The sequence below is a fragment of the Helicobacter sp. NHP19-003 genome (genome assembly GCF_019703305.1).
In the GTDB taxonomy this organism is placed as follows: Bacteria; Campylobacterota; Campylobacteria; order Campylobacterales; family Helicobacteraceae; genus Helicobacter; species Helicobacter gastrocanis.
Window position 1 is genome coordinate 987,096 of the sequence record NZ_AP024814.1, and the last position, 19,332, is coordinate 1,006,427.

Below are 19,332 nucleotides of genomic sequence, written 5' to 3' on the forward strand. Positions count from 1 at the left end.
AAAATTTAACAATAGCATGGCCGGGCAAATGGGGCTAAAGGTGGAGGCGTGCGGCGTTACTTATGAGTCGATGGGCAACGGAATGCGTTTCCACTTGCACAACACCCATGCCGGCATCGCCATCATGTTTTTAAAACACACGATAAGAGGACTACATACCTTTAGCATGTACAGGGCAAAAACTGAAATAGAGGAAGAGAGAGTTTTTTTGCAAGTTTGGGCTTGTGTGGCTAACCAAACCATCGACTTGTCGCATTTTGGAGACAGCATGCAAAATAACTCTGATTTTTGGAGCGGCGTATCTAACGCCGCAACAATGACGGCCAGCGTGCTGTACAAGTAGGCTGTATGCGAGTTTCCATCACCCAAGAATTATTAGCCAAAGCCATGCCCACCAAAGCAGCCCTGCCACAATTTGCGATCTGTGGCTACTTGGATGGATCCGGGCGGCGCTGGATTGAGAGCGAAACAGAGTTGAGCCCCGAGCAGCTGGGCGCCATTTTTTACAATATGCAACAGCAAGAATTTGACGCGCTTTTGAATGAAAAGTTGCAGGCCATTAATGGCCGTGTTAGCGCGCATTTGGCACAGGGCTTAATTTTGGTGCTAGAAGCGGTGTTAGCCAGCATGTGGTCTTTATTGGTGGTGCCGGGGATGGGCAAAATAGTGGGCTTTTGAGCCAAAAGCCACGCTAGGGCAATTTAGAGCGGGCGTGGCGTTTTTCTTTAATGCCCACTCTTGCAAAAAATGGACTAATTTTAAATTATTAGGGAGATTTTCGGGCGCAAAACGGGTTTCTAATGCCCTAAAATCCCCCTTAGTAAAGTTGGTCGCGATCACCACCTTTTTTCTAAAAGGCGCAACGGCCTCGCCTAAAATCCTCTCCGATTCAAAAGGTCCGTAAGCCTCAGCCGTATCAAAGAAAGTTACGCCCTCCTCTAAGCAGGGCGGATCACAGCGATCATTTCAGGGCGGTAGGGAACGGAAGTGTCGTATTTGCGCCCTATATTTTGCACGCCAAGCCCCACACAAGAAACTTCTAACTTGCCCAAAAACGCTTTTTTGGCACACTTTTAGGCGTGCCCTTATGCCCCCTAGCCTCTAGCATGCCAAGAGAGTAAGACCCTCCGATGAGCGCATTAGCTAATAAGGCACGCCGTTTAGGGTTGTTGGGCTTGTTTCATTTACCCACCTTGTCGTTGAGATTTGTGGGATATCTCTCCCCAACTATGGCGATTTTTTCTAGCTCTTGCTTAAAGGTTTCTAGCTCGCCTGTCTGCCAAGACACACCCAACGCCCCGATGTTTTCTAGCAATCGTTCTTCTTTGGTCGTGTCAAATAGGGGGATCACCGCCCTTTGCATGTGTAAAATCCAAGACAGCGCGATTTGGGCAGGCGTGGCGTTTTTAGCTTTAGCGGTGTCTTGCAAAACTTCCACTAAAGCGTAGTTTTTAGTCAAGTTTTCAGGGCTAAATTTGGGCACGACACTCCTAAAATCCTCTTTGTCAAAGGTGGCGTTTTTAGCAATCTTGCCCCCAAAGAAGCCCTTACCTAAAGGCGAGAATCCTACAAAGGTGATGTTGTTTGTCTCACAAAAACCTAAAATCTCTTTCTCGGGCGCGCGACACCACAGCGAATATTCGCTTTGCAGGGCTGTAAGCGGACAAATGGCCTGTGCTTTTTCTAGGCTAGGCAAGCCCGCCTCGCTCATGCCCCATGCCTTGATTTTGCCCTCCTTAATGAGTTCTTGCATCGTGTTGGCAACCTCTTCAATCGGCACTTGTGGGTCAACTCTATGCTGGTAATACAAGTCCAAACACTCCACTTTTAGGCGTTTTAAGCTCCCCTCTAGGGCTTGTCTGATGCGCTTAGGGCTTGAATCTAAGTTTAAATCCCAACTCCCCCCCTTACCCTGATAAATCCCAAATTTGCTAGCGACCACGACCTTATCTTTAAAGGGTTTCACCGCCTCGCCTAAGAGTTCCTCGTTATACGCCCCATACCCTTCAGCTGTGTCAAAAAAGTTAATGCCCAGCTCAAAGGCTTTGTGGATGAACTTAATCATTTCTTTCTTCTCATGCATCTCGCCGTAACCAAAACTCATCCCCATGCACCCCAAAGCTAGGGGACTGACCCTGAATTGTCCTAGTTGTTTGTATGTCATTTTACTCCTTGATTTTGCAGGCGCTTGGATTATAAAGCCTGACACCTAATGTTTGTCAAGGCTATTTTTTAGGCGTGCCTTTGTAGGCAGGGCTTAGGGGGTTTAAAAAGTCTTTTTGCTCCGCGATCATTTGCGTGTAAAGCGTAATTTTATGGGCGATTTTTTGCTCGGCCTTTTGTAGGGTGTCTAATTGGGCGCGCAGGGTTTGTAATTGCTTTTGTAAAATGCCTTTACGCTGTGGTGCGCTTTTTAGCCCTTGTTTGGATAGGTTGATGTAATTTTTAATCTCTGCTAGGGGCATGTTGCATGCACGCAAACACTGCACCCACTCCACCCACGCGATGTCGCTCTTGGAAAAGTAGCGCACACCATTTGAATCGCATTGCACGAAGGGGAAGAGCCCCTTATCGCACCAGAAGCGAATCTTGCGTGAAGGGATGCCCGTTTGTCTTTCTACTTCTATGATGGTGAATGCCATGTGTTGCCTTTTTTAGCATGGTCGCTTAAAGGTGCTTTCCTTTGGGGCATTATTCTTTGTGCCCTGCTGTGGCTGTGTCTATGGCTTTTAGGGCGTTTAGGGCTTTGGGGTAGCCGATCACAGGGGTCAAAGCTGTAACCACGCCGATGAGTTTAGCACGCCCATTGCCTATGCTAAAATTGCCACGAACATGGGCTTTTAGCTGACTCTCAAGCCCACCTAAAGAGAGTAAATAAACAAAGGTCAGCAACTCTCTAAAGCGCAAATCCAGCCCCTCTCTAGCATAGTAATCCCCAAAGCAATTTGCTGACAAGAATTGGTAAAAATGCGCCTCATCTTTGGGGGCGTTAGCGTTCATGTCCTCGATCACTTGCCCAAAAATCTCTTTTTGGATCGCCAAACCCCTTTGCGCCCTCAACTCTTGGGGTATATTCTTTTGGGGGCTTAAGCTAATCCCCTTGTCTTGAAAGACTCGATTCGTCGCCTCTAAAAAGCCCTGCACTTGTGCAAAACCCACATAGGGGATGGCTTGGTATAAAATCTCTCTAAGGGCTTGGGGCTTTATGTGCGGCAAGGTGCTCTCTAGCGCATTGGTGTAAGGCGGCACAGAGCCTAGAGCCACTAGAGATGCTAATAAAATTTGGCTGTACTCAGGCACGCTTAAGCCCGAAGTCTTAAAAGCCTCCTGCATGGCGAAATGGTTGAAGGTGTGAAACATTTGTGGATCGCTCTTTAGGGGGCTGTTTGCAAAGGGGTTAAAGGCACTTTTGGCAGGCTTAATGGAGCTAACCGCCTTGTTGTACTCTGTGTCGCTGACTTTTTCTAGCCATTTGACATTTTCGCCATTTTTATCTCCTGTTAGGGCTAAATGCGCTCCGCCCATGCTAGGTCCTGCCCCGTGCCAATGTTTTACGCCGGGCGGACAAGAGATGACATCACCCTTATGCGCTACGCTCACCTTGCCATCGGCTGTACCTGTGTAGATCTCCCCCTCTGTTACTAAGAGAGTTTGCCCTGCAGGGTGCGTGTGCCAAGAACTCCTAGCTTTGGGGCTAAAATGCACGATCCCTCCACTAAAGTTGCGCCATTTGTTCGGTCCAAATAGGATTTGGACACGCACCTTGCCGCTGAATTTGTCGCTTGTGCCTTGAAACTCTTGAAACTCCGCTTGTCTATGCACTTCTTGCATGTGCCCTCCTTTGTGCTGTGTGTGTGCTCCAAGTAGGGCAAGAGAAAACGCCAAAAAAGCCAAAGCCTTACGCATGTTGCACCTCTATATACTTAATGATTTTGGCCGGATTGCTCCCCACAATGACATTAGGGGAACATTTTTAGTAACGACCGCCCCCGCTGCGATGATGGAGTTTTGCCCGATAGTAACCCCGGGACAAATCGTGGCGTTGATGCAAATCCACACCCGATCTTTGATCACAATGGGCTTGCTAAAGGTCGTGCGTCTGTTGTAGGGGTTGAAGTCGTGGTTAGTCGTGGTTAGGCACACCCTAGGGCCAATGAAGACATGATCGCCGATCTCAATCCCTCCCCGATCCATAAAGGTACAAGCCGTATTCATAAAAAAGTGCTTGCCAAAGTTGATATTGCGCCCAAAATCCACATAAAAGGGCGGTAAAATCGTGTTGGTGGCATCAAAGGGCTTGCCGGTAAGCTCTGCCATTAAAGCCCGTATCTCTTCAGGGCTTAACTCTTGCGTGTTGAGTTTGTGGATGAGTTTTTGGGCATTTTGAATTACGCCATAAAGATTGTCAAACTCGGGCTCGTCCATACTCACCATCTCCCCACTTAAATCCCGCTCAAAAATGTCTTTCATGCAAGCCCCTTGATCCACTCTTGGTAAGCTTGGGCTTGGGCTTTTAAGGCGGTGTCGCTCAAGTTGCCGGTGTCATAGGTCAAAAAGGGCTTGGCGTACTTAGTGCCGATGAAGTGGCTGATGGCTTGAAAGGGGGTGAGGACACTTTCCAAACTGAATCTGCCTTGAAAGTCCCCCTCACGCGCCCCTAAACTAATGGCAAGGGCAAATGTTTTGTTTGCTAAGGCTTTGCCCTTAGAGCCGTAGGCAAAGCCATAAGTCAGCACATCGTCAAAGTATTGCTTGAGCAAGGCAGGGCAAGAATACCAAAACATGGGGAACTGAAAGACAAGGCTTTTTGCCTTGATGAGTTTATCCTGCTCGCTTGCAATGTCAATGCTAAAGTTTGGGTATAAGGCGTATAAATCGCTCACCACCACACTTGTAGAGCTTAGGGCAATTTTAAGGGCTTTATTCACCCGTGATTGGGCTAAGTTGGGATGGGCTAAGATGACTAAAAGGGACATGTTAATCCTTTACATGGAGATTTTTTTGGAAAAATTGCGTGATTTTGTCAAGGGGGATGTGCTTGGCGTGGTCGTGTAAATCCACAGCCCTGCTCCCTTGACATAGTAAAGCTCTTTGGGCTTGAGCGGCCTTGGCGTAGGCTTTTTGGCTAAACCCCCTAGAGTGCGCCTCATCGCCCGTGATGGAAAAATAAGGCGGGGCGAAATGCTGTCTAAGTCCTCAAAGGGGTAGAAGTTGATGAACTTGACACCGCTAGAGAACATGGACATGGCATCTAGCTTGGGGTCTTGGCTCTGTGGGGTGTATGTGCCCCCCTTGGTGTGGTAAAAATCGTAAAACTCTTTGGCAATGGGGCTTGAATTTGCGTCAATCTTTGTGGGCGTGCCGACTGCGTAACGGGTGATTTGATGCGTGCCAAACTCTTTAATAGCGTTCATTGGCTGTCTCTTTTAAGAACGCTTCCCGTTGTACCTTGTTGATAGAATCACGCACCCCATGTCTTGTGGTATCGTCCATGGCATACATGCCCACCATAGTGATGGCTTTCATGCATGGGTTGATCTTAGCGGCTGCCAAAGCAAAGTCTCCACTCGTGCACACCCCCACAACCACGATTTTTTCTCGATTAATAAAATTTCTCGTGTCTCGACCATCTATGGTCGCGCCAAAGCCCTCCACATGCGTGTCGGGCAAAACAGCGTGGCGTGGAGTGCCCGCACACTGCCCCCAAAAATTCAAATCAAAGCTTGGAGCAACAAAGCCCCTTTTGATCAACTTCGTGGCGTAAATTTGGCTCACCTGTTTTTTCAGCACTCCCATGGGGTGTCCCACAATCCACGCAGGGTATTTTTTACCCTTTTGCATGGATTTTGGGGTGCATAATTGCGCTCCCGTATCCAAACCATACTGGTTTTTAAAGCACACTTCTTGGATATTGACCTTGGGGCTTACATAAATATCCCCCTGTGTGTGGCTTGGGGTGCGGCTTGTGCTTTGGAAGGGCTGGGCTTGCACGCCTAAAGTTAGGGCTGATGCTAGGATCAAGGATCGCAAAAAAATCAAAACTCCTCAAAATTTTTAGGTATTTAGTATTATAAAACCTAACACCTAGTGTTTGTCAAGGGGGTTATATGTCCGTGGGTGTGGGCTTAGACCAACGCCCCTCGTTGTGGACTTTTGGGGCCAGATGTCTAACTAGAAAACGACCTTTTCATGTCAATGACATGGCGGAACTTAGCGTTGGAATGGGTGAGGTCATGATACACTCTGTCGATGTCTTTGCCCGTAACCAGCTCAATTTCGGGGTAAATGTTGTGTAGAATCGAAAAATCTAGCATTTCTTGGGTTTCCTTAATCCCCCCGATTAAAGAGCCGTAGACCTTTTTATTGGCGTGCCACACAAAGTTAGCGGCACTGAGGGTGATGGGGTTGTCCCTTGGGGGCAAGCCCACAATGGCAAAAACTCACCCCCATAGGCAAGCACATCCAAGTAGTCTGCCATGTTGTAGGGGTGGGGATGGTGGAGATGATGAGATCTAAATTTGCCCCTTTTGCGTCTTTGACATCGCTGTAATAGTGTTTTGCGCCCATGCTAAGTGCCATTTCCCTTTTGGCGTTGCTGCGCCCGATCACGCTCACCTCTGCACCCATCGCTAGAGCGTATTTTAAGCCCATGTGCCCCAACCCGCCAAAGCCCGCGATGCCCACTTTTGAGCCTGCTTTGATGTTAGAGAATTTTAGGGGCGAGTAAGTGGTGATGCCGGCACAAAGCAGGGGGCGATTTTCTCTAGAGGGGCATCGTGGGGGACACGGATGATGTAGTCTTCGTCCACCACAATGCAATTTGAATAACCCCCCATGTGGGGTTCATCGTTGTGGAAGTGATCCTTGCAATCGTAGGTGAACACCGCTTTTTTGCAAAATTGTTCGTGGTGATCGTGGCAAGGGGTGCACTCTTTGCAAGAGTTGACAAAACAACCCACGCCCACTTTATCCCCGACTTTGAATTTGCGCGCCTGTGCGCCCACTTCTTGAACGACCCCTGCAATTTCGTGTCCGGGGATCATGGGATAAATGCCATCATGCCACTCGCTGTAGGCAGAGTGGATGTCGCTGTGGCAAATCCCGCAATAGTGGATGTCAATCAAAACATCTTTTTCGCCTAAAGCGTGGCGGGTGAAGTGGTGCTCGGCAAATTTGCCGTCTTTAGAATGAATCGCAAAACCTTTAGCTTCGATGCGTGCAGACATGAAAAACCTTTGTGCTGGAATAAGTGCCCATTGTAGCAAATAAAAGACAATGTGGGGCATTTGCTTAAACAAAGCTTGTTTTTAGAAAAGTTCACTATAATGAAAAATTTGCAATAAAATGATAAGGAACACCATGACAATCGTACGACTTACCCGCAGTGGGCGCAAGAAAAAGCCCTTTTACCGCATTGTGGTTACAGATTCGCGCAAACGCCGCGATGGGGGCTGGATCGAATCTATCGGGTATTACAACCCCTTGACCACCCCCAAAGTGGTGCAGATCGACCACGCAAGGCTGGACTATTGGAAAAGCGTGGGGGCGAAAATGAGCGAGAGGGTGGAAAAACTCTCTAAACAACAAGCCTAAGCCTGGAGGGAGGGGAGTTTAGTATGCGAGAGCCAAACCTGCAAGAACAAGAAAACTCATGGGGGTTACACCCAAAGCCAAGCCTCTCAAGCGGATTTTAAGCAAGCTTCTGTAAAAGCAACCCTCCCCACGCAAACCCCCACACAAGAAACCCCAGAGCCCCCTGTAAGAAGAAAATCAAGGCTACCCCATTGAAATTTTTGTCGCCGAGTACTGCAAAAAGATTGTGGCTTATCCGCAGGTCTTACAGGTGCATGTGCGCTTATTAGAGCCGGGGGTTAAGGAGGTTTGCATTTACGCCAACCCGCTAGACATGGGGCGGGTGATTGGCAAGGATGGCAAAATGGTGAGCGCGCTTAAAGCCTTCATCTCTGGGGTCAAGGCAAAGGACGGCTTTAGTTATAAAATCGTGGTCGTGGCTGCTAAAAACCCCTATGTGCTCTAATCTCTTGGTCGTGGGGCTGCTTGGGAGAGCTGTGGGCTTGAGGGGGGGTCTAAAACTAAACCTACAGAGCAATTGTTTGGAATGTTTAACTTCAGGTGCGTGCGTGCAGGTTTCTAGCCCCCTAAAACCCGCCCAAACCTACACGATCCACGCTTACGAACCTAAAAGTTCCCTGCTTTTCTTAGAAGGGGTCAGCACAAGAGAGCAAGCCCAAGGGCTAGTGGGCAGCACCTTAAGCATGAGCACAGAGGAAACGCTGAGGCTTTGTAACCTACAAGAGGGGGAGTTTTTGGCATTTCAGTTAATGGGGCTAGAGGTCATAGAGGGGGGCGAGGTGCTAGGGGTGGTGCTAGGGATAGAAAGTTTAGCCGGGGTGGATTATTTGCAGGTGCAAGCCCCCGCCAAAAAGTTTCTCATCCCCTATATCCCCCGCTACATTGTCCATACAGACTTAAAAAACAAGCGCATCGCCACTAAGGACGCTTTGGGGCTGTTGGAGGAAAGTTAATGCGCTTTAGCGTCCTTAGCTTGTTTCCTAATCTCCTGTCTTTTTACTTTGAGGACTCCATTTTAAAAAGGGCCTTAGCGCAGGGCATTTTTAGCCTTGATTTAATAGACATGCGCCCCTTTTCGCCCCATAAGTTCAAAAGAGCGGACTTCCCCTTAGTGGGCGGGGGAGCTGGGCAAATCTTAGACCCCTACATGGTAGAAAACGCCCTAGAGAGCCTAGAGAAAGGGCATGTCCTTTTCTTAAGTCCCGTGGGTAAGCCCTACACCCAACAAGACGCTAAGAGATTATCCACCTACGAGCATTTGATCCTCGTCTGTGGGCGTTACGATGGCTTTGATGAACGATTGATCGAAACGCACGCCGATGAAGTCTTTAGCGTGGGCGACTTCGTGCTGACAGGCGGGGAGTTGCCCGCTTTATGTGTGTGCGACAGCGTGGCGCGGCTCTTAAAGGGGACTTTGGGCAACGCTGGCTCGCTAGACAATGAAAGTTTTAGCCACCATCTCTTAGAAGCCCCCAACTTTGCCAACACCTACAACCTAGCCAAAAAGCCCAGCTGTACGCAACTTGCGCCCACTTCAGCGTATTCAAAGGGTAACCATGCTAGAATAGAGGGGATTATGCACGATTTATCTATCCAGAGGACTAAATATTTTCGTCCCCCCCTTTATTGCTTAGATAGGTCTTTGCAGAAGTTCTGCCAAAACAACAAGAAAGGTTCATCCAAATGAAAAACCGCTATTTGCAATCCTTTGAGGATGCCCAAATCAAGGCACAACCCCCTCGCTTTAAAGCTGGCGACACTTTGCGCCTAGGCATCCGCATTCAAGAGGGCGACAAAATGCGTACCCAAAACTTTGAGGGCGTTTGCATCGCTTTAAGGGGCCATGGGGTCGGCAAAACTTTTTGCGTCCGTAAAATCGGTGCAAATGGTGTGGGTGTGGAGCGGATTTTCCCCCTTTATTCGGCAAGTTTAGCGAGCATTGAGGTTTTAAGAGTGGGGCGGGTACGCCGTGCCAAGCTCTACTACTTGCGCCACAGAAAAGGCAAAGCCACCCGTATCAAAGAAGTGCGTAAGTTTGAAAAGAGCAAAGAGGCTTGAGGCTTCCAGGGGCACATCTGCTCCCCTTAAACCTCTTTTCTAGCCCTAAGGGGCTCTTTTTGGGTTGCATCTGACACAGCTTTCTCGCACAGCCCTTTTGGAATTAGCTCCTTTTGGTCTTTGTGTGGGCTTGATCCCCCTTATGCTTTTGGATGAGTGTTTTTAGGCGTGGCTTAGAGCCTAACCTCCTATTTGTGGATTTTTCGCCTTAAACGATTAAGAATCTTATGCCTCAACTCTGTGGGTTAAAACCCCGTAAAAAACCTTTGGTTGTATTTTTAGGGGGCTAGCGACAACAAGACAAAATCTATAAAAACTATACATATGGGTTTTTATAGGGTTGTTTTTGCCACAAAAGCTTTAAATTTTGCAAAAATAGATGTTGCTCTTAGTGGGCCTGCCACATTAACGCTTAAAGCTGTAAGCTTTGCTTGTCTCCCCAAAACCAAGGAGCAAAAGCGGGGCTTTTGATGAGAGTGGGCATGGTTAAAGCAAGAAGTAAAAATCCCAGCCTTGTAGAATTTCATAAGGTTTGATGGGCTTTGATCGGTCTGTAAGAGGGAAGTGTTTTTTGGGGCAATTACACTAAAAATTAAAGTGTGTGGCCCATCCACTGATGCTTTTGCCACATGGTTTTTCAAAAGAGTGTTTGATTGCCTTTTTTAGGTGTGGCAAGGTCAACCTTTGGGCGCAATGATTTTAAGGCATTGCCCTTGTGGCTGTGGACTTTTGCCCCTTAAGGTTTTGTTTCAACTTTGCCACTCTGCGTTCGAGCGTGGCCACCACCTCATGGATACGCGCTACGATTTGCAAGCGATGGTGTCTCACGCTTAAGATTGGTGTGGCATGCTCTCGATATAAACACTTTGAGAAGGGAAGGCAAAGCTCAGCCCACACTCTTCCACGACTTGCATGATTTTAAGGATGACATCTTCCTTAGTTGCGAGCCACTCCTCCCAGGCAATGCTTTTAGAAAAGCAATAAATGAAAATATTAATGGAGCTGTCCCCAAAACTATCCACATGTACAAACAGATCCGCCTTATAGCCCATGAGATCATTGACAGAGACGATGTTTTGGCGGTCCATGAGGTATTCGTGGTGTTCGCTAAGTTGTTGTTTGGCGATGTTGTCTAAATCATCGCCCTTAGCAATGCGGGGGTGTTCTAAAAGCATGTTTCTAATCCCCAAAACACATTTTTGTAAGGCTTCTCGTGAAGAACTATAAGTGAGCCCCACAATCATTTTAATGCGCCGTCCCATTTTACGGCGACTCCAATTGCGCACAAATTTGCCGGCCAATTCGGAGTTGGGCACAAAGAAAAGGGCGTTGTCCCACCCACGGATGGTGGTGCGTCTAAGCCCCATCTCCACCACAAGACCCTCTACATCGCCGCATACAATCCAGTCGCCCTGATTAAAAGAATTGTCTAAGAGCAAGATCACAGAGGCAAAGAAATTAGCCAACATGTCTTTAACCGCCAAAGCCACCGCCAAGCCTCCAATGCCTAGAGAGGCAATGATGGTTGAAATGTTAAAACCTAATTGTTTGAGCACCCCTAAAATGGTGAGAACAAAAATAAAGAAGTAGGCGATCTTTAAAACTAAGTTGATGACTTCTTTGCGGAAGCCACTTTTCTTGGAAGCCAAAGTGGCTAAGATTACTGCTCCATAGGCTTTAAACAGCGCCATCACCAACCACGCCACGAGCAAAATGTAAATCACGCCCAAATACATGTCAAATTTAGCAGGGGCGGGGTGGGGGTAGTAGAGGATGTCTATAGAAATGTCAAAGCTGTAAATGAGTAAAAAAGTGGAGATGGGGGACAAAATGCTGTTGCGGATTTTTGCTTGGATATTGATGTCGGCACTTTTGCGGGTAAAACGCACACAATAATCGAGAGCTTTGACAAAGAGGGCGGTGACAACTTGGCGCAAAGCCAGCAGAAACACCAAAAGCCCCAAAGAGAGCAAGATTTTGGCGTTTTGCAAGCCATTCAGGTTAGGAAAAATATGGTTGATGGCCCCGGCGATACGCTCTAAAACCCATTGCATGTTGATGCTGAAAACAATATTTTTGGCCAAAACTTCCTTGGGATTCTTTTGGATATAGCGCAATACATCGGTGTAGGTTTGTAATTTGATTTGGTATTGATCTAGGGCAGCTTGCAACTCGTGTTTTTTGACATCTTCTAAGTGCTCTGGGATGGTGTAGGTTTTAGTTGTGTAAGTTTCCAACTTAATTAAATAAGAGGCGCTGATGGATTTAATGTCTTTTTCTTGACTAAAAAAGTCAGTGGAGGTGCGGATTTTTTTTAAAAAGCCGTACATGTCCGCCTCGACTTCTAGGTTTTTAAGCTGGAGCGTGTCTGTAAAGTAAGTGTAAATGTCGTTATTCCTGCTGCTTTTTAAAAGTGCCTTTTGCAAAGCCTGCTGCTGTTTTTCGTTTTCCTCAATATTGATGCCAATCCGCTCCCGGGTGTTTAAAAGTTGCAAGGCGAAAGTGTGCATCAACTCATTTCTTTGATCGCTGTATAAAGAAACTTCGGTACGCTTAGTGGGGTCTTTTTGATAGCGGGTGATGACCTGGTTTAATTGGTTGATCTGCTTGAGCAATAAATGCAAGTCAATTAAGTCTAAATCCCCACTTTCATGCGTCTCAGCCCGCCCCAAACCCACGAAAATAACCAAAAAAAGTAAAATGATCAAACGCATGTTTACTCCAAAACACATTCTTTAAAAGCCACCCCTCGGTGTTTGTAAGAGGCAAATTGGTCCAAACTTGCCGCGCTGGGCGAAAGCATGCCCACATCACCCTGTTTTAAATTTTTCTTGATCTCTTGCACGGCCACTTCAATTTTGCGGCACAAGTGGGCGGGGATTTTATGCTCCTGCGCCATTTGCACGATTGCATGCGCACTCACCCCGATCGCATACACTTCGGCTTGTAGGTGTGTGAGGGTTTCAAACAAGGGCTTCAAGTCCACACCCTTTGTGTCTCCACCTAAGATCAAATGTATGTAGTTGTCTTGAAAACGCTCTAGGGCTTTCAAGGTTGCGTCCACATTCGTCGCCTTGCTGTCATCCACCCATGTATAGCCTTTTTTGTCTGTAAAAACTTCAATGCGGTGGGGCTGGATCACATAGCTGTTGAGCAGGTCGTAGTCAACCACACCGGTGTGTAACTTCGCCGCACTCAAGGCCAAGAGCGCGTCCAGCAAGAAGGGTTCTTTAAAGCGCAACTTAGAGATGTCGAGCCCCATTTTTGAGGCTAGGTTTTGGGAGTTTTCGTAAAAGATGACTTGTGCCTTTGTGGCCTGCACGAGGGGGTGGTCTTTGAGGGCGGTGTGGATGAAAGCGTGGGTGTGTGCACCCATTAAACTTAGGGGCTTTAACTTCGCCACGACATAGTTGTCATAACTGCCATGCCAACTTAAATGGTCCTCGGCTAGGGGCAACAAGATGTAAACTTGGGGGCTCAAGTGGTTGGTATAGTGCAAGGTGAACGAACTTGTTTCCAGAACCCAAGTGTAGGGGGGGTTTTTTTCTAAACTTTGGGTGTAGAGTTGGATTAAGGGCGTGCCGATATTGCCCCCCACTTGTGCCCCCTTAAACAACAGACCTAACATTTCTGTGGTGGTGGTTTTGCCATTGGTACCACTGATAAAAATCGTGGTCGGCAGGGGTTCTTTGCGGTTGCTCTCCCACAGCCGCTTGATGTAGTCGTATTCGCTGCAAAGGTGTTTGCTAGCGACCACTAGGGGGTGGTTAAAGGGGATGCCTGGGCTCACCAATTCCAGCTTAGAGGCGTAGGGGTTAAACATCTTAGAGGGCAACCATTTTTGCTGGTTTGTGTCTAAAGAGGGGGTGAGCACATGGTCATCGTAGACGCAATAAGGGATGTTCTTGCGGTGCAAATAGGTGGCAAAAGCCTTGTTGGTTTGTCCATATCCAAGTAAAGAGATCATAAAAAGCCTTCTTTAAACAAAGTCGATAAAGGCCAGGATAGCACACTTAGATAACCCACACGCTAACCTAGCGTACTTTTAGACTGAGTAAAGCCACAATATTACTCAAAAGCGCAATGATCCAAAAACGCAAGATGATTTTATTCTCTGGCCAACCTTTAGATTCAAAATGGTGGTGCAGGGGTGCCATGCGAAAAATGCGCTTTTTGCGGGTTTTGTAGCTTGTTACTTGCAAGATCACCGACCCGGCCTCAAGCACAAACACAGAGCCCATCAAAACGAGTAGAATCTCATTATTTGTGATGATCGCCATGTAGGCGATGAAGCCCCCGATGCTAAGACTCCCACTATCCCCCATAAACACCTCAGCCGGAAAAGAATTGAACCACAAAAACCCCAAAAGCGCACCCACCAACGCCATTGCCACGACCATGACCTCCCCGCTGTGGCTCACCTTTGGATAAAGTAAGTATTTGCTAAACTCAGCATTGCCCACGACATAAATGAACACACTCAGGCTTACAAGCACACAAATGCTAGGCACGGTTGCCAGCCCATCTAACCCGTCTGTCAAATTCACGGCGTTAGAAGTGGAGAGGAACACAAGCATCCAAAAACCAATCAATAAAAAGGCGTGTCCTTCGAAAGAGAAAATGGGGTGTTTTAAAAAAGGGAAGTAAAGGTTTTTAACTTGCATAAGCCCTGCTAAGGCTAGGACGATCAAAAAAGAGAGCAGGGCGAGCATGCCAAATTTATAGCGCGAAGTAACGCCGGCGTTACTCTTGCGGCTGATTTTGGTGTAATCGTCTTGCATCCCGATGAGCCCAAAGCCCACGAGGGTAACTAGCCCTAAGAGTACAAAGAGATTGTCTAGTCTAGCGCTTAAGAGGGAGGCGGCTAAGGTCGTGGCGATGAAGACCACCCCGCCCATGGTGGGGGTGTCTTTCTTGTTTTGGTGGGGAATATAAACCGAGATGGGTTGGTTTGCCTTCTTTGCCTTAGCCCATGCAATGAATTTGGGCATCACCAAAACACAGCCAAAGAAACTCAAGAAAAACGCTAGCCCCGAGCGGAAAGTGATATATTGAAACAAGTTGATGTGCAGGAGGGGGTAGAGGTAGTAGAGCATTGCCAAACTTTAGGGTGGATTAGGGCGTAATTATAGCATAAAGGCACTTTTACGCCAAAGTTAAAGGAAATCAAGTTAGAATAGGGGTTTTACAACCCTTTTAAGGAGTTTTGGTGTGCGGTTTGTGAGGGGCTTTAAAACACATTTTTTAGCATCCATGGCGGGGCTGGGGGTTTTTCTGAGTGGGTGCGTACTGGTGCGCTTTTTCAATAAGGACTTTAGCCACAGCCAGTACCAAATCGTGCGGGTGATCTTAGATGGGCAAACTTTTGACTTTAAGGATCTGATAGAGGAGGCACAGCGTCCCCAAACCCAAGAGACTCCCACACAAACCCCCAAAACCCCCAAACCCCCCTAAAGACAAGTTAGAACTCTTGCAAGCCGAGCTAGAGCAGCGCATCAACAACCTAGACACAAAAGATGTCCCTCCCGATGCGTCTATGATCAAAAGCGACATGAAACACTTAGAGAGCGACATTAAAAATAACCAAACCCAAAAGCCCCCCATTTTAATCAAAAGCCCGATGGGGTATATAGAATTTGACCAAAGACAGCTAAGAGCCTATGGCATGGTTTACTGCAATAAGTACTTTTTTAGCTATAACTTTAGAGACGATGATCATCTTGTTCTAGACGATAAAGGCATCGCTAGAAAGGTTTGTGGGAATGAGAAGTTAATGGCGTTTGAGCTGGCGTTTTACAACCATTTGAAAGGCGTTTTCAACATCACCAGGGGCAAGAACACGCTTGTGTTAGAAAACCCCAAATTGAAAATCTATATGCAGCACTGATGCAAACCTTATTGAACACCCCCACTTCTAGGCACCAAGTCAAAGGTTCGGTTTTCTTAGGTTTTCTTGTGCCCATGTTGGAGTTTAGCGCCACTTTAAAGCGCTTGCAAAAAGAGCACTCCAAAGCCCGCCACATTGTCTACGCCTACCGCCACTTAAAAGACAACACGATTGAAGAAGCCCTGCACGAGGATAGAGAACCAAGAAACAGCACCAAGCCTTTAATAGATATATTGCGCCGTGAGGATTTAATCAATGTGGCTATTTTCGTGGTGCGCTACTTTGGGGGGGTGCTTTTGGGCGTGGGCGGTTTGATGAAAGCCTATGGATTGGCCTTGCAACTTTGTTTAGAGCAAGCCCAGCTAGAACCCTTTGTTGTGCCGATGCAAATTTGCGAGTGGGTGGGGCTAGGCGCTTTGGAGGCTCTCAAGGCAAGGGGGCTCAAGTATGGTGTGCAAGTGGTGGTGAAAGAAACCCAAAGCACAGGGGCGTGGGTGGATTTGATCGGCGCGCCCCATCTTTTAGAAAAAGCGTTAGGACATTGACATGCAAACTCTGTATTTATGGCTTAAAATTGTGCATATTTTAGCTGTCATCTCGTGGATGGCCGCCCTTTTATACCTGCCCCGTTTATTTGTCTATCACAGAGAAAACCACGACAAGCCCGAGTTTGTGGCGGTGGTGCGGGTGCAAGAGGGGCGCTTGTTCAACGCCATTGCCATGCCCGCGATGGTGCTGAGTGTTCTTAGTGGTTTAGGGTTGTTTTATATTTTGGGCGGTTTGGATTTGTTTCATTATGGTTGGGTGCATTTAAAGCTGCTCTTTGTGTTGTTGCTCCTGCATTTTCACTTTATGTGCCGTAAGTGGATGCGTGCGCTCAAAAATGAGGGGACTTATAAAAGCTCGCGTTTTTTTAGGGTGATGAATGAAGTGCCTACAGCGTGCATGGCGGTGATTGTGTTTGCGGTGGTGGGGAAATTCTTTTAATGGCAAAACCCACAGACAAGCAACAGCAAATCATCGGCATGTTCGACTCCATCGCCAAGACCTACGACACGGCGAATAAGGTCGTCAGTTTCAAGCAAGACCACAAATGGCGCAAAGAGAGCGTACAAGAAGCCCTGCGCCATGTTTACGCCTTTAGAGGGGATTTAAAGGACTTAAGCATCGCAGACATTGCGTGTGGGACGGCGGACATGCTCTTGTGCATGCTAGAAAACATTACGCAGTTTAAAGGGAATGTGGCGCGTGTATGTGGGGTGGACCCCTCGGCAGAAATGCTGCGCTTAGCCGAGCAAAAAATCGCCGCAAGCCCCTTTAGCCAAAACACCCGCATCCGCCTAGACTGCTTGGAGGCGAAGAATTTACGCACCCTAGAAGACAACAGCGTGGATTTGCTCTCCATCGCCTATGGACTGCGCAATGTCATTGAGCGCAAAGAGGCGTTAAAAGAGTTTGCAAGGGTGCTGAAAAAAGGAGGCGTGTTGTTGGTGTTAGAGTTCATGCGTCAAGATAAAAAGGGGATTTTAGGCTATTTAGCACACATCTACACTTCCAAGATTTTGCCCTTTGTGGGGATGCTTATTAGTTGTAACTACAAAGCCTACGCCTATTTGCCAAAATCCATTGAGAAGTTCATCAGCGTGGATGAGTTAGAAGAAGAGTTAAGCGCGGTGGGCTTAGAGGTTGTGGAGAAAAGCCACTACATGTATAAAAGTGTGTCGGGCATTTTTGCGGTGAAACTCTAATGCATTTGTTCTTGCTACAAATGGCGCGTTTTGAGTGGGAGTTCATCCAAAAGAGCGCCAAGCAAATGCCCGCTAACGCGGTGGTGGTCTTACCCGAGTATGCCGCAACTCCCTTTTTCTTAGAGCTTTTAAGCCTCGAGCCCGAGAAAATAGACAGCCAGAGCCAAGCCCGCCTAGAGCAGTTACAAGTCTTAAGTGCCAAACACCAAATCATTTTCAGCGTCCCCCTTGTGTTTTTAAAAGAGCAAGGGCTGGTGAAACAAATCGCTTTCATCAGTCCACAGGACACGCAATTTTACAGCCAGCAAAGGCTAGTGAACTTTGAGCACTGGGGGGAGGCTAGCTTTTTTGCAAACGCCCAGCCTGCGTGCTTGAAAACCCCCCCGACTTTAGAGATTGAGGGGATCAAAATCGCTCCCCTCTTTGGGTATGAACTGCACTTTGATGGACTTTGGATGGCGTTGCAAGAGGTGGGGGTTGAGGTGGTGCTCATCAGCACCGCCAGCACCTTTGAGTCGTTTGAGCGGTGGCGGTGTGTCTTGCGCTCAAGGGCGTTTTGTAATTCTATGCTCGTGGCAAGGGCTAATCGCATCGGTATGGTGCGTAAAGACCAAAACATTCCGTGGCGTTTCTATGGCGATAGTTTGATCGCTCTGCCAAATGGCAACATCGCCAGCAGTTTAGAGGGGGACATGGGGGCGTTGCATTTAGAGGTGCACAAGGCGTATTTGCAGGCATGGGCCAAAGAATGGGACTTTCGCCCCCCAAATTAAGGAGAGATGATGATCGACAAAAAACGGCTACTCAGCGACTTTGAAGGCGTGCAAGAAAATTTAGCCAAACGCTTTTTAGACCCCGCCCTGTTAGAAATCTTAAAAACCAAACTCATCGCCTATAAGGCTAAAAAGCAAGAGTTGGAACAAGCCCAAGAGTTTCAAAACAAAAGCTCTAAACTCTTTTTTAGCTACAAAAACGACCCCACGAAGGCACAAGAATTGAAAAACGCCCTAGAGGCGAATAAAGCCAAAATCGCCACGCTCACCACCCACACAAACACGCTAGAAGAAGATTTGGACGCACTTCTACACACCATCCCCAATCTGCTGGACCCCATCACACCCTTTGGCAAAGACGAAACCCAAAATGTGGAGATTAAAAGGGTGCTCACGCCTAAAACCTTTGACTTCAAGCCTAGGGAACACCACGAACTCGCCCAAGAAAATGGCTGGATTGAGTTTGAAAGGGGGGTGAAAATCGCCCAAAGCCGTTTTAGTGTGCTAAGAAAAGAGGGGGCACTTTTAAGCCGTGCGCTCCTGAATTTTATGCTGGACTATAACTACAAGGCGGGCTTTGAGATTGTGAGCCCCCCTATTTTAGTGAACAGCAAAACTCTCTTTGGCACGGGGCAATTACCCAAGTTTCAAGAGGATTTATTTAAGGTGCAAGAGGAGGATTTGTTTTTGATCCCCACTTCTGAGGTGAGCCTTACAAATTTATACGCCGATGAGATTTTGAGCGTGGAGGAGTTGCCCATTTTGATGACCGCTTGCACCCCGTGTTTTCGCAAAGAGGCGGGCAGTGCAGGCAAGGACACAAGGGGCATTATCCGCCAACACCAGTTTGACAAAGTGGAGTTGGTGGCGATCACGCACCCCAAAGAGAGCGATGCCATCCAAGCTAAAATGTTAGAAACCGCTAGTGGGATTTTAAGTGCCCTGGGCTTGCCCCATAGATTCGTGCAACTTTGTGGTGGGGACATCGGTTTTAGCGCAAGCAACACAGTGGACATTGAGGTGTGGTTGCCCGGGCAAAATTGTTATAGAGAGATCAGCTCGGTCAGCAACACGCGGGACTTTCAAGCCAGACGCGCCAAAATCCGCTACAAAGAGAACAAAAAGAACGCCTTCGTGCACACTTTAAATGGCTCCTCTTTGGCAGTGGGGCGCACGCTCGTGGCTCTCATGGAGAACCACCAAGAGAAAGACGGGAGCATTAAAATCCCCGAAGTGCTCTTGCCCTACTTGCCCCGCAAGCTCTAAAGGTTTG

Annotated in this window: 28 protein-coding genes; 14 read left to right on the forward strand and 14 right to left on the reverse strand. The window is 47.7% G+C overall.

Annotated features, from left to right (window positions below):
* Positions 1-28: 28 nt before the first annotated feature.
* Both K6J72_RS05155 and K6J72_RS05160 read left to right on the forward strand, forming a co-directional pair.
* Entirely contained in the window at positions 29-343 is a 315-nt protein-coding gene (locus K6J72_RS05155; RefSeq protein ID WP_221279064.1) for a hypothetical protein, read from the forward strand.
* Positions 344-348: 5 nt separating this feature from the next.
* Positions 349-678, forward strand: a complete 330-nt coding sequence (locus K6J72_RS05160; protein ID WP_221279065.1) for a hypothetical protein — start codon at positions 349-351, stop codon at positions 676-678.
* Here the strand turns inward: K6J72_RS05160 and K6J72_RS05165 are convergent.
* The 11 genes from K6J72_RS05165 to K6J72_RS08420 form a co-directional block, all read right to left on the reverse strand.
* Positions 637-840, reverse strand: a complete 204-nt coding sequence (locus K6J72_RS05165) for a hypothetical protein (RefSeq protein WP_347709304.1) — start codon at positions 838-840, stop codon at positions 637-639. The two genes, K6J72_RS05160 and K6J72_RS05165, sit on opposite strands and share 42 nt — an antisense overlap.
* Before the next feature lie 340 nt (positions 841-1,180).
* Positions 1,181-2,164 carry an aldo/keto reductase gene (locus K6J72_RS05170; protein WP_221279066.1) on the reverse strand — a complete coding sequence of 328 codons (984 nt, stop codon included), beginning with the start codon at positions 2,162-2,164 and terminating at the stop codon, positions 1,181-1,183.
* Between the two features lie 61 nt (positions 2,165-2,225).
* Complete coding sequence (locus K6J72_RS05175; RefSeq protein ID WP_221279067.1) at positions 2,226-2,642, reverse strand: MerR family transcriptional regulator; 417 nt, start codon at positions 2,640-2,642, stop codon at positions 2,226-2,228.
* A 49-nt stretch (positions 2,643-2,691) separates the two neighbouring features.
* On the reverse strand, positions 2,692-3,831 hold the full coding sequence (locus K6J72_RS05180) for a cupin domain-containing carboxymuconolactone decarboxylase family protein (protein ID WP_221279068.1): 1,140 nt from the start codon (positions 3,829-3,831) through the stop codon (positions 2,692-2,694).
* A gap of 84 nt (positions 3,832-3,915) precedes the next feature.
* On the reverse strand, positions 3,916-4,470 hold the full coding sequence (locus K6J72_RS05185) for a DapH/DapD/GlmU-related protein (RefSeq protein WP_260320522.1): 555 nt from the start codon (positions 4,468-4,470) through the stop codon (positions 3,916-3,918).
* Positions 4,467-4,976 carry an NAD(P)H-dependent oxidoreductase gene (locus K6J72_RS05190; RefSeq protein ID WP_221279069.1) on the reverse strand — a complete coding sequence of 170 codons (510 nt, stop codon included), beginning with the start codon at positions 4,974-4,976 and terminating at the stop codon, positions 4,467-4,469. The genes K6J72_RS05185 and K6J72_RS05190 overlap by 4 nt, the downstream gene beginning before the upstream one ends.
* Positions 4,977-4,985: 9 nt before the next feature.
* A complete protein-coding gene (locus K6J72_RS05195; RefSeq protein WP_221279070.1) occupies positions 4,986-5,414 on the reverse strand; it encodes a hypothetical protein in 429 nt (142 codons plus the stop codon).
* Positions 5,401-6,030, reverse strand: coding sequence for an alpha/beta hydrolase (locus K6J72_RS05200; protein WP_221279071.1), 630 nt, complete (start codon positions 6,028-6,030; stop codon positions 5,401-5,403). Before K6J72_RS05200 ends, K6J72_RS05195 begins: the two co-directional genes overlap by 14 nt.
* Before the next feature lie 137 nt (positions 6,031-6,167).
* A complete protein-coding gene (locus tag K6J72_RS08410) occupies positions 6,168-6,422 on the reverse strand; it encodes an MDR/zinc-dependent alcohol dehydrogenase-like family protein (protein WP_260320523.1) in 255 nt (84 codons plus the stop codon).
* On the reverse strand, positions 6,382-6,684 hold the full coding sequence (locus K6J72_RS08415) for a zinc-binding dehydrogenase (protein WP_260320524.1): 303 nt from the start codon (positions 6,682-6,684) through the stop codon (positions 6,382-6,384). The genes K6J72_RS08410 and K6J72_RS08415 overlap by 41 nt, the downstream gene beginning before the upstream one ends.
* Positions 6,685-6,713: 29 nt before the next feature.
* On the reverse strand, positions 6,714-7,226 hold the full coding sequence (locus K6J72_RS08420) for an alcohol dehydrogenase catalytic domain-containing protein (protein WP_260320525.1): 513 nt from the start codon (positions 7,224-7,226) through the stop codon (positions 6,714-6,716).
* Positions 7,227-7,359: 133 nt separating this feature from the next.
* Here K6J72_RS08420 and rpsP point away from each other — a divergent pair, with 133 nt between their 5' ends.
* From rpsP to rplS, 5 genes are all read left to right on the forward strand, one after another.
* Positions 7,360-7,593 (forward strand): 30S ribosomal protein S16, encoded by a 234-nt coding sequence (gene rpsP / locus K6J72_RS05210; protein WP_221279072.1) that lies wholly within the window; start codon positions 7,360-7,362, stop codon positions 7,591-7,593.
* A 190-nt stretch (positions 7,594-7,783) separates the two neighbouring features.
* On the forward strand, positions 7,784-8,038 hold the full coding sequence (locus K6J72_RS05215) for a KH domain-containing protein (RefSeq protein WP_221281139.1): 255 nt from the start codon (positions 7,784-7,786) through the stop codon (positions 8,036-8,038).
* Complete coding sequence (gene rimM / locus K6J72_RS05220) at positions 8,028-8,546, forward strand: ribosome maturation factor RimM (RefSeq protein WP_221279073.1); 519 nt, start codon at positions 8,028-8,030, stop codon at positions 8,544-8,546. Before K6J72_RS05215 ends, rimM begins: the two co-directional genes overlap by 11 nt.
* Positions 8,546-9,280 (forward strand): tRNA (guanosine(37)-N1)-methyltransferase TrmD, encoded by a 735-nt coding sequence (trmD, locus tag K6J72_RS05225; protein WP_221279074.1) that lies wholly within the window; start codon positions 8,546-8,548, stop codon positions 9,278-9,280. The genes rimM and trmD overlap by 1 nt, the downstream gene beginning before the upstream one ends.
* Positions 9,277-9,651, forward strand: coding sequence for a 50S ribosomal protein L19 (gene rplS / locus K6J72_RS05230; protein WP_221279075.1), 375 nt, complete (start codon positions 9,277-9,279; stop codon positions 9,649-9,651). Before trmD ends, rplS begins: the two co-directional genes overlap by 4 nt.
* Positions 9,652-10,481: 830 nt before the next feature.
* Here the strand turns inward: rplS and K6J72_RS05235 are convergent.
* From K6J72_RS05235 to mraY, 3 genes are all read right to left on the reverse strand, one after another.
* Complete coding sequence (locus K6J72_RS05235; RefSeq protein WP_221279076.1) at positions 10,482-12,365, reverse strand: mechanosensitive ion channel family protein; 1,884 nt, start codon at positions 12,363-12,365, stop codon at positions 10,482-10,484.
* 2 nt (positions 12,366-12,367) lie between these two features.
* Positions 12,368-13,618: a UDP-N-acetylmuramoyl-L-alanine--D-glutamate ligase gene (gene murD / locus K6J72_RS05240; protein ID WP_221279077.1), complete on the reverse strand. Its 1,251-nt coding sequence runs from the start codon at positions 13,616-13,618 to the stop codon at positions 12,368-12,370.
* Between the two features lie 67 nt (positions 13,619-13,685).
* Positions 13,686-14,747 (reverse strand): phospho-N-acetylmuramoyl-pentapeptide-transferase, encoded by a 1,062-nt coding sequence (gene mraY / locus K6J72_RS05245; protein ID WP_221279078.1) that lies wholly within the window; start codon positions 14,745-14,747, stop codon positions 13,686-13,688.
* A 115-nt stretch (positions 14,748-14,862) separates the two neighbouring features.
* On the opposite strand from mraY, the gene K6J72_RS08425 reads away from it, so the two are divergent.
* Genes K6J72_RS08425 through serS form a run of 7 tightly spaced genes read left to right on the forward strand, consistent with a single transcriptional unit; the run spans position 14,863 to position 19,325 of the window.
* Positions 14,863-15,105 carry a hypothetical protein gene (locus K6J72_RS08425; RefSeq protein ID WP_260320526.1) on the forward strand — a complete coding sequence of 81 codons (243 nt, stop codon included), beginning with the start codon at positions 14,863-14,865 and terminating at the stop codon, positions 15,103-15,105.
* A gap of 16 nt (positions 15,106-15,121) precedes the next feature.
* Positions 15,122-15,538 (forward strand): META domain-containing protein, encoded by a 417-nt coding sequence (locus K6J72_RS08430; RefSeq protein ID WP_260320527.1) that lies wholly within the window; start codon positions 15,122-15,124, stop codon positions 15,536-15,538.
* Complete coding sequence (locus K6J72_RS05255) at positions 15,538-16,083, forward strand: YigZ family protein (protein ID WP_221279079.1); 546 nt, start codon at positions 15,538-15,540, stop codon at positions 16,081-16,083. Before K6J72_RS08430 ends, K6J72_RS05255 begins: the two co-directional genes overlap by 1 nt.
* A gap of 1 nt (position 16,084) precedes the next feature.
* Positions 16,085-16,525, forward strand: a complete 441-nt coding sequence (gene hemJ / locus K6J72_RS05260; RefSeq protein WP_221279080.1) for a protoporphyrinogen oxidase HemJ — start codon at positions 16,085-16,087, stop codon at positions 16,523-16,525.
* A complete protein-coding gene (gene ubiE / locus K6J72_RS05265; RefSeq protein ID WP_221279081.1) occupies positions 16,525-17,286 on the forward strand; it encodes a bifunctional demethylmenaquinone methyltransferase/2-methoxy-6-polyprenyl-1,4-benzoquinol methylase UbiE in 762 nt (253 codons plus the stop codon). Before hemJ ends, ubiE begins: the two co-directional genes overlap by 1 nt.
* On the forward strand, positions 17,286-18,059 hold the full coding sequence (locus tag K6J72_RS05270; RefSeq protein WP_221279082.1) for a carbon-nitrogen hydrolase family protein: 774 nt from the start codon (positions 17,286-17,288) through the stop codon (positions 18,057-18,059). The genes ubiE and K6J72_RS05270 overlap by 1 nt, the downstream gene beginning before the upstream one ends.
* Positions 18,060-18,068: 9 nt before the next feature.
* Positions 18,069-19,325, forward strand: a complete 1,257-nt coding sequence (gene serS, locus K6J72_RS05275; RefSeq protein WP_221279083.1) for a serine--tRNA ligase — start codon at positions 18,069-18,071, stop codon at positions 19,323-19,325.
* Positions 19,326-19,332 lie beyond the last annotated feature (7 nt).

What these genes read in the sequence shown, in the direction of transcription:
- trmD (WP_221279074.1), top strand. Translation starts at nt 8,546, where the DNA reads ATGCGCTTTAGCGTCCTTAGCTTGTTTCCTAATCTCCTGTCTTTTTAC.
- K6J72_RS05235 (WP_221279076.1), bottom strand. Translation starts at nt 12,365, where the DNA reads ATGCGTTTGATCATTTTACTTTTTTTGGTTATTTTCGTGGGTTTGGGG.
- K6J72_RS05255 (WP_221279079.1), top strand. Translation starts at nt 15,538, where the DNA reads ATGCAAACCTTATTGAACACCCCCACTTCTAGGCACCAAGTCAAAGGT.
- rpsP (WP_221279072.1), top strand. Translation starts at nt 7,360, where the DNA reads ATGACAATCGTACGACTTACCCGCAGTGGGCGCAAGAAAAAGCCCTTT.
- K6J72_RS05190 (WP_221279069.1), bottom strand. Translation starts at nt 4,976, where the DNA reads ATGTCCCTTTTAGTCATCTTAGCCCATCCCAACTTAGCCCAATCACGG.
- K6J72_RS05185 (WP_260320522.1), bottom strand. Translation starts at nt 4,470, where the DNA reads ATGAAAGACATTTTTGAGCGGGATTTAAGTGGGGAGATGGTGAGTATG.
- rplS (WP_221279075.1), top strand. Translation starts at nt 9,277, where the DNA reads ATGAAAAACCGCTATTTGCAATCCTTTGAGGATGCCCAAATCAAGGCA.
- K6J72_RS05160 (WP_221279065.1), top strand. Translation starts at nt 349, where the DNA reads ATGCGAGTTTCCATCACCCAAGAATTATTAGCCAAAGCCATGCCCACC.
- K6J72_RS05270 (WP_221279082.1), top strand. Translation starts at nt 17,286, where the DNA reads ATGCATTTGTTCTTGCTACAAATGGCGCGTTTTGAGTGGGAGTTCATC.
- K6J72_RS05175 (WP_221279067.1), bottom strand. Translation starts at nt 2,642, where the DNA reads ATGGCATTCACCATCATAGAAGTAGAAAGACAAACGGGCATCCCTTCA.
- K6J72_RS05180 (WP_221279068.1), bottom strand. Translation starts at nt 3,831, where the DNA reads ATGCAAGAAGTGCATAGACAAGCGGAGTTTCAAGAGTTTCAAGGCACA.
- K6J72_RS05155 (WP_221279064.1), top strand. Translation starts at nt 29, where the DNA reads ATGGGGCTAAAGGTGGAGGCGTGCGGCGTTACTTATGAGTCGATGGGC.
- hemJ (WP_221279080.1), top strand. Translation starts at nt 16,085, where the DNA reads ATGCAAACTCTGTATTTATGGCTTAAAATTGTGCATATTTTAGCTGTC.
- K6J72_RS05195 (WP_221279070.1), bottom strand. Translation starts at nt 5,414, where the DNA reads ATGAACGCTATTAAAGAGTTTGGCACGCATCAAATCACCCGTTACGCA.
- K6J72_RS05170 (WP_221279066.1), bottom strand. Translation starts at nt 2,164, where the DNA reads ATGACATACAAACAACTAGGACAATTCAGGGTCAGTCCCCTAGCTTTG.
- murD (WP_221279077.1), bottom strand. Translation starts at nt 13,618, where the DNA reads ATGATCTCTTTACTTGGATATGGACAAACCAACAAGGCTTTTGCCACC.
- serS (WP_221279083.1), top strand. Translation starts at nt 18,069, where the DNA reads ATGATCGACAAAAAACGGCTACTCAGCGACTTTGAAGGCGTGCAAGAA.
- K6J72_RS08420 (WP_260320525.1), bottom strand. Translation starts at nt 7,226, where the DNA reads ATGTCTGCACGCATCGAAGCTAAAGGTTTTGCGATTCATTCTAAAGAC.
- ubiE (WP_221279081.1), top strand. Translation starts at nt 16,525, where the DNA reads ATGGCAAAACCCACAGACAAGCAACAGCAAATCATCGGCATGTTCGAC.
- rimM (WP_221279073.1), top strand. Translation starts at nt 8,028, where the DNA reads ATGTGCTCTAATCTCTTGGTCGTGGGGCTGCTTGGGAGAGCTGTGGGC.
- mraY (WP_221279078.1), bottom strand. Translation starts at nt 14,747, where the DNA reads ATGCTCTACTACCTCTACCCCCTCCTGCACATCAACTTGTTTCAATAT.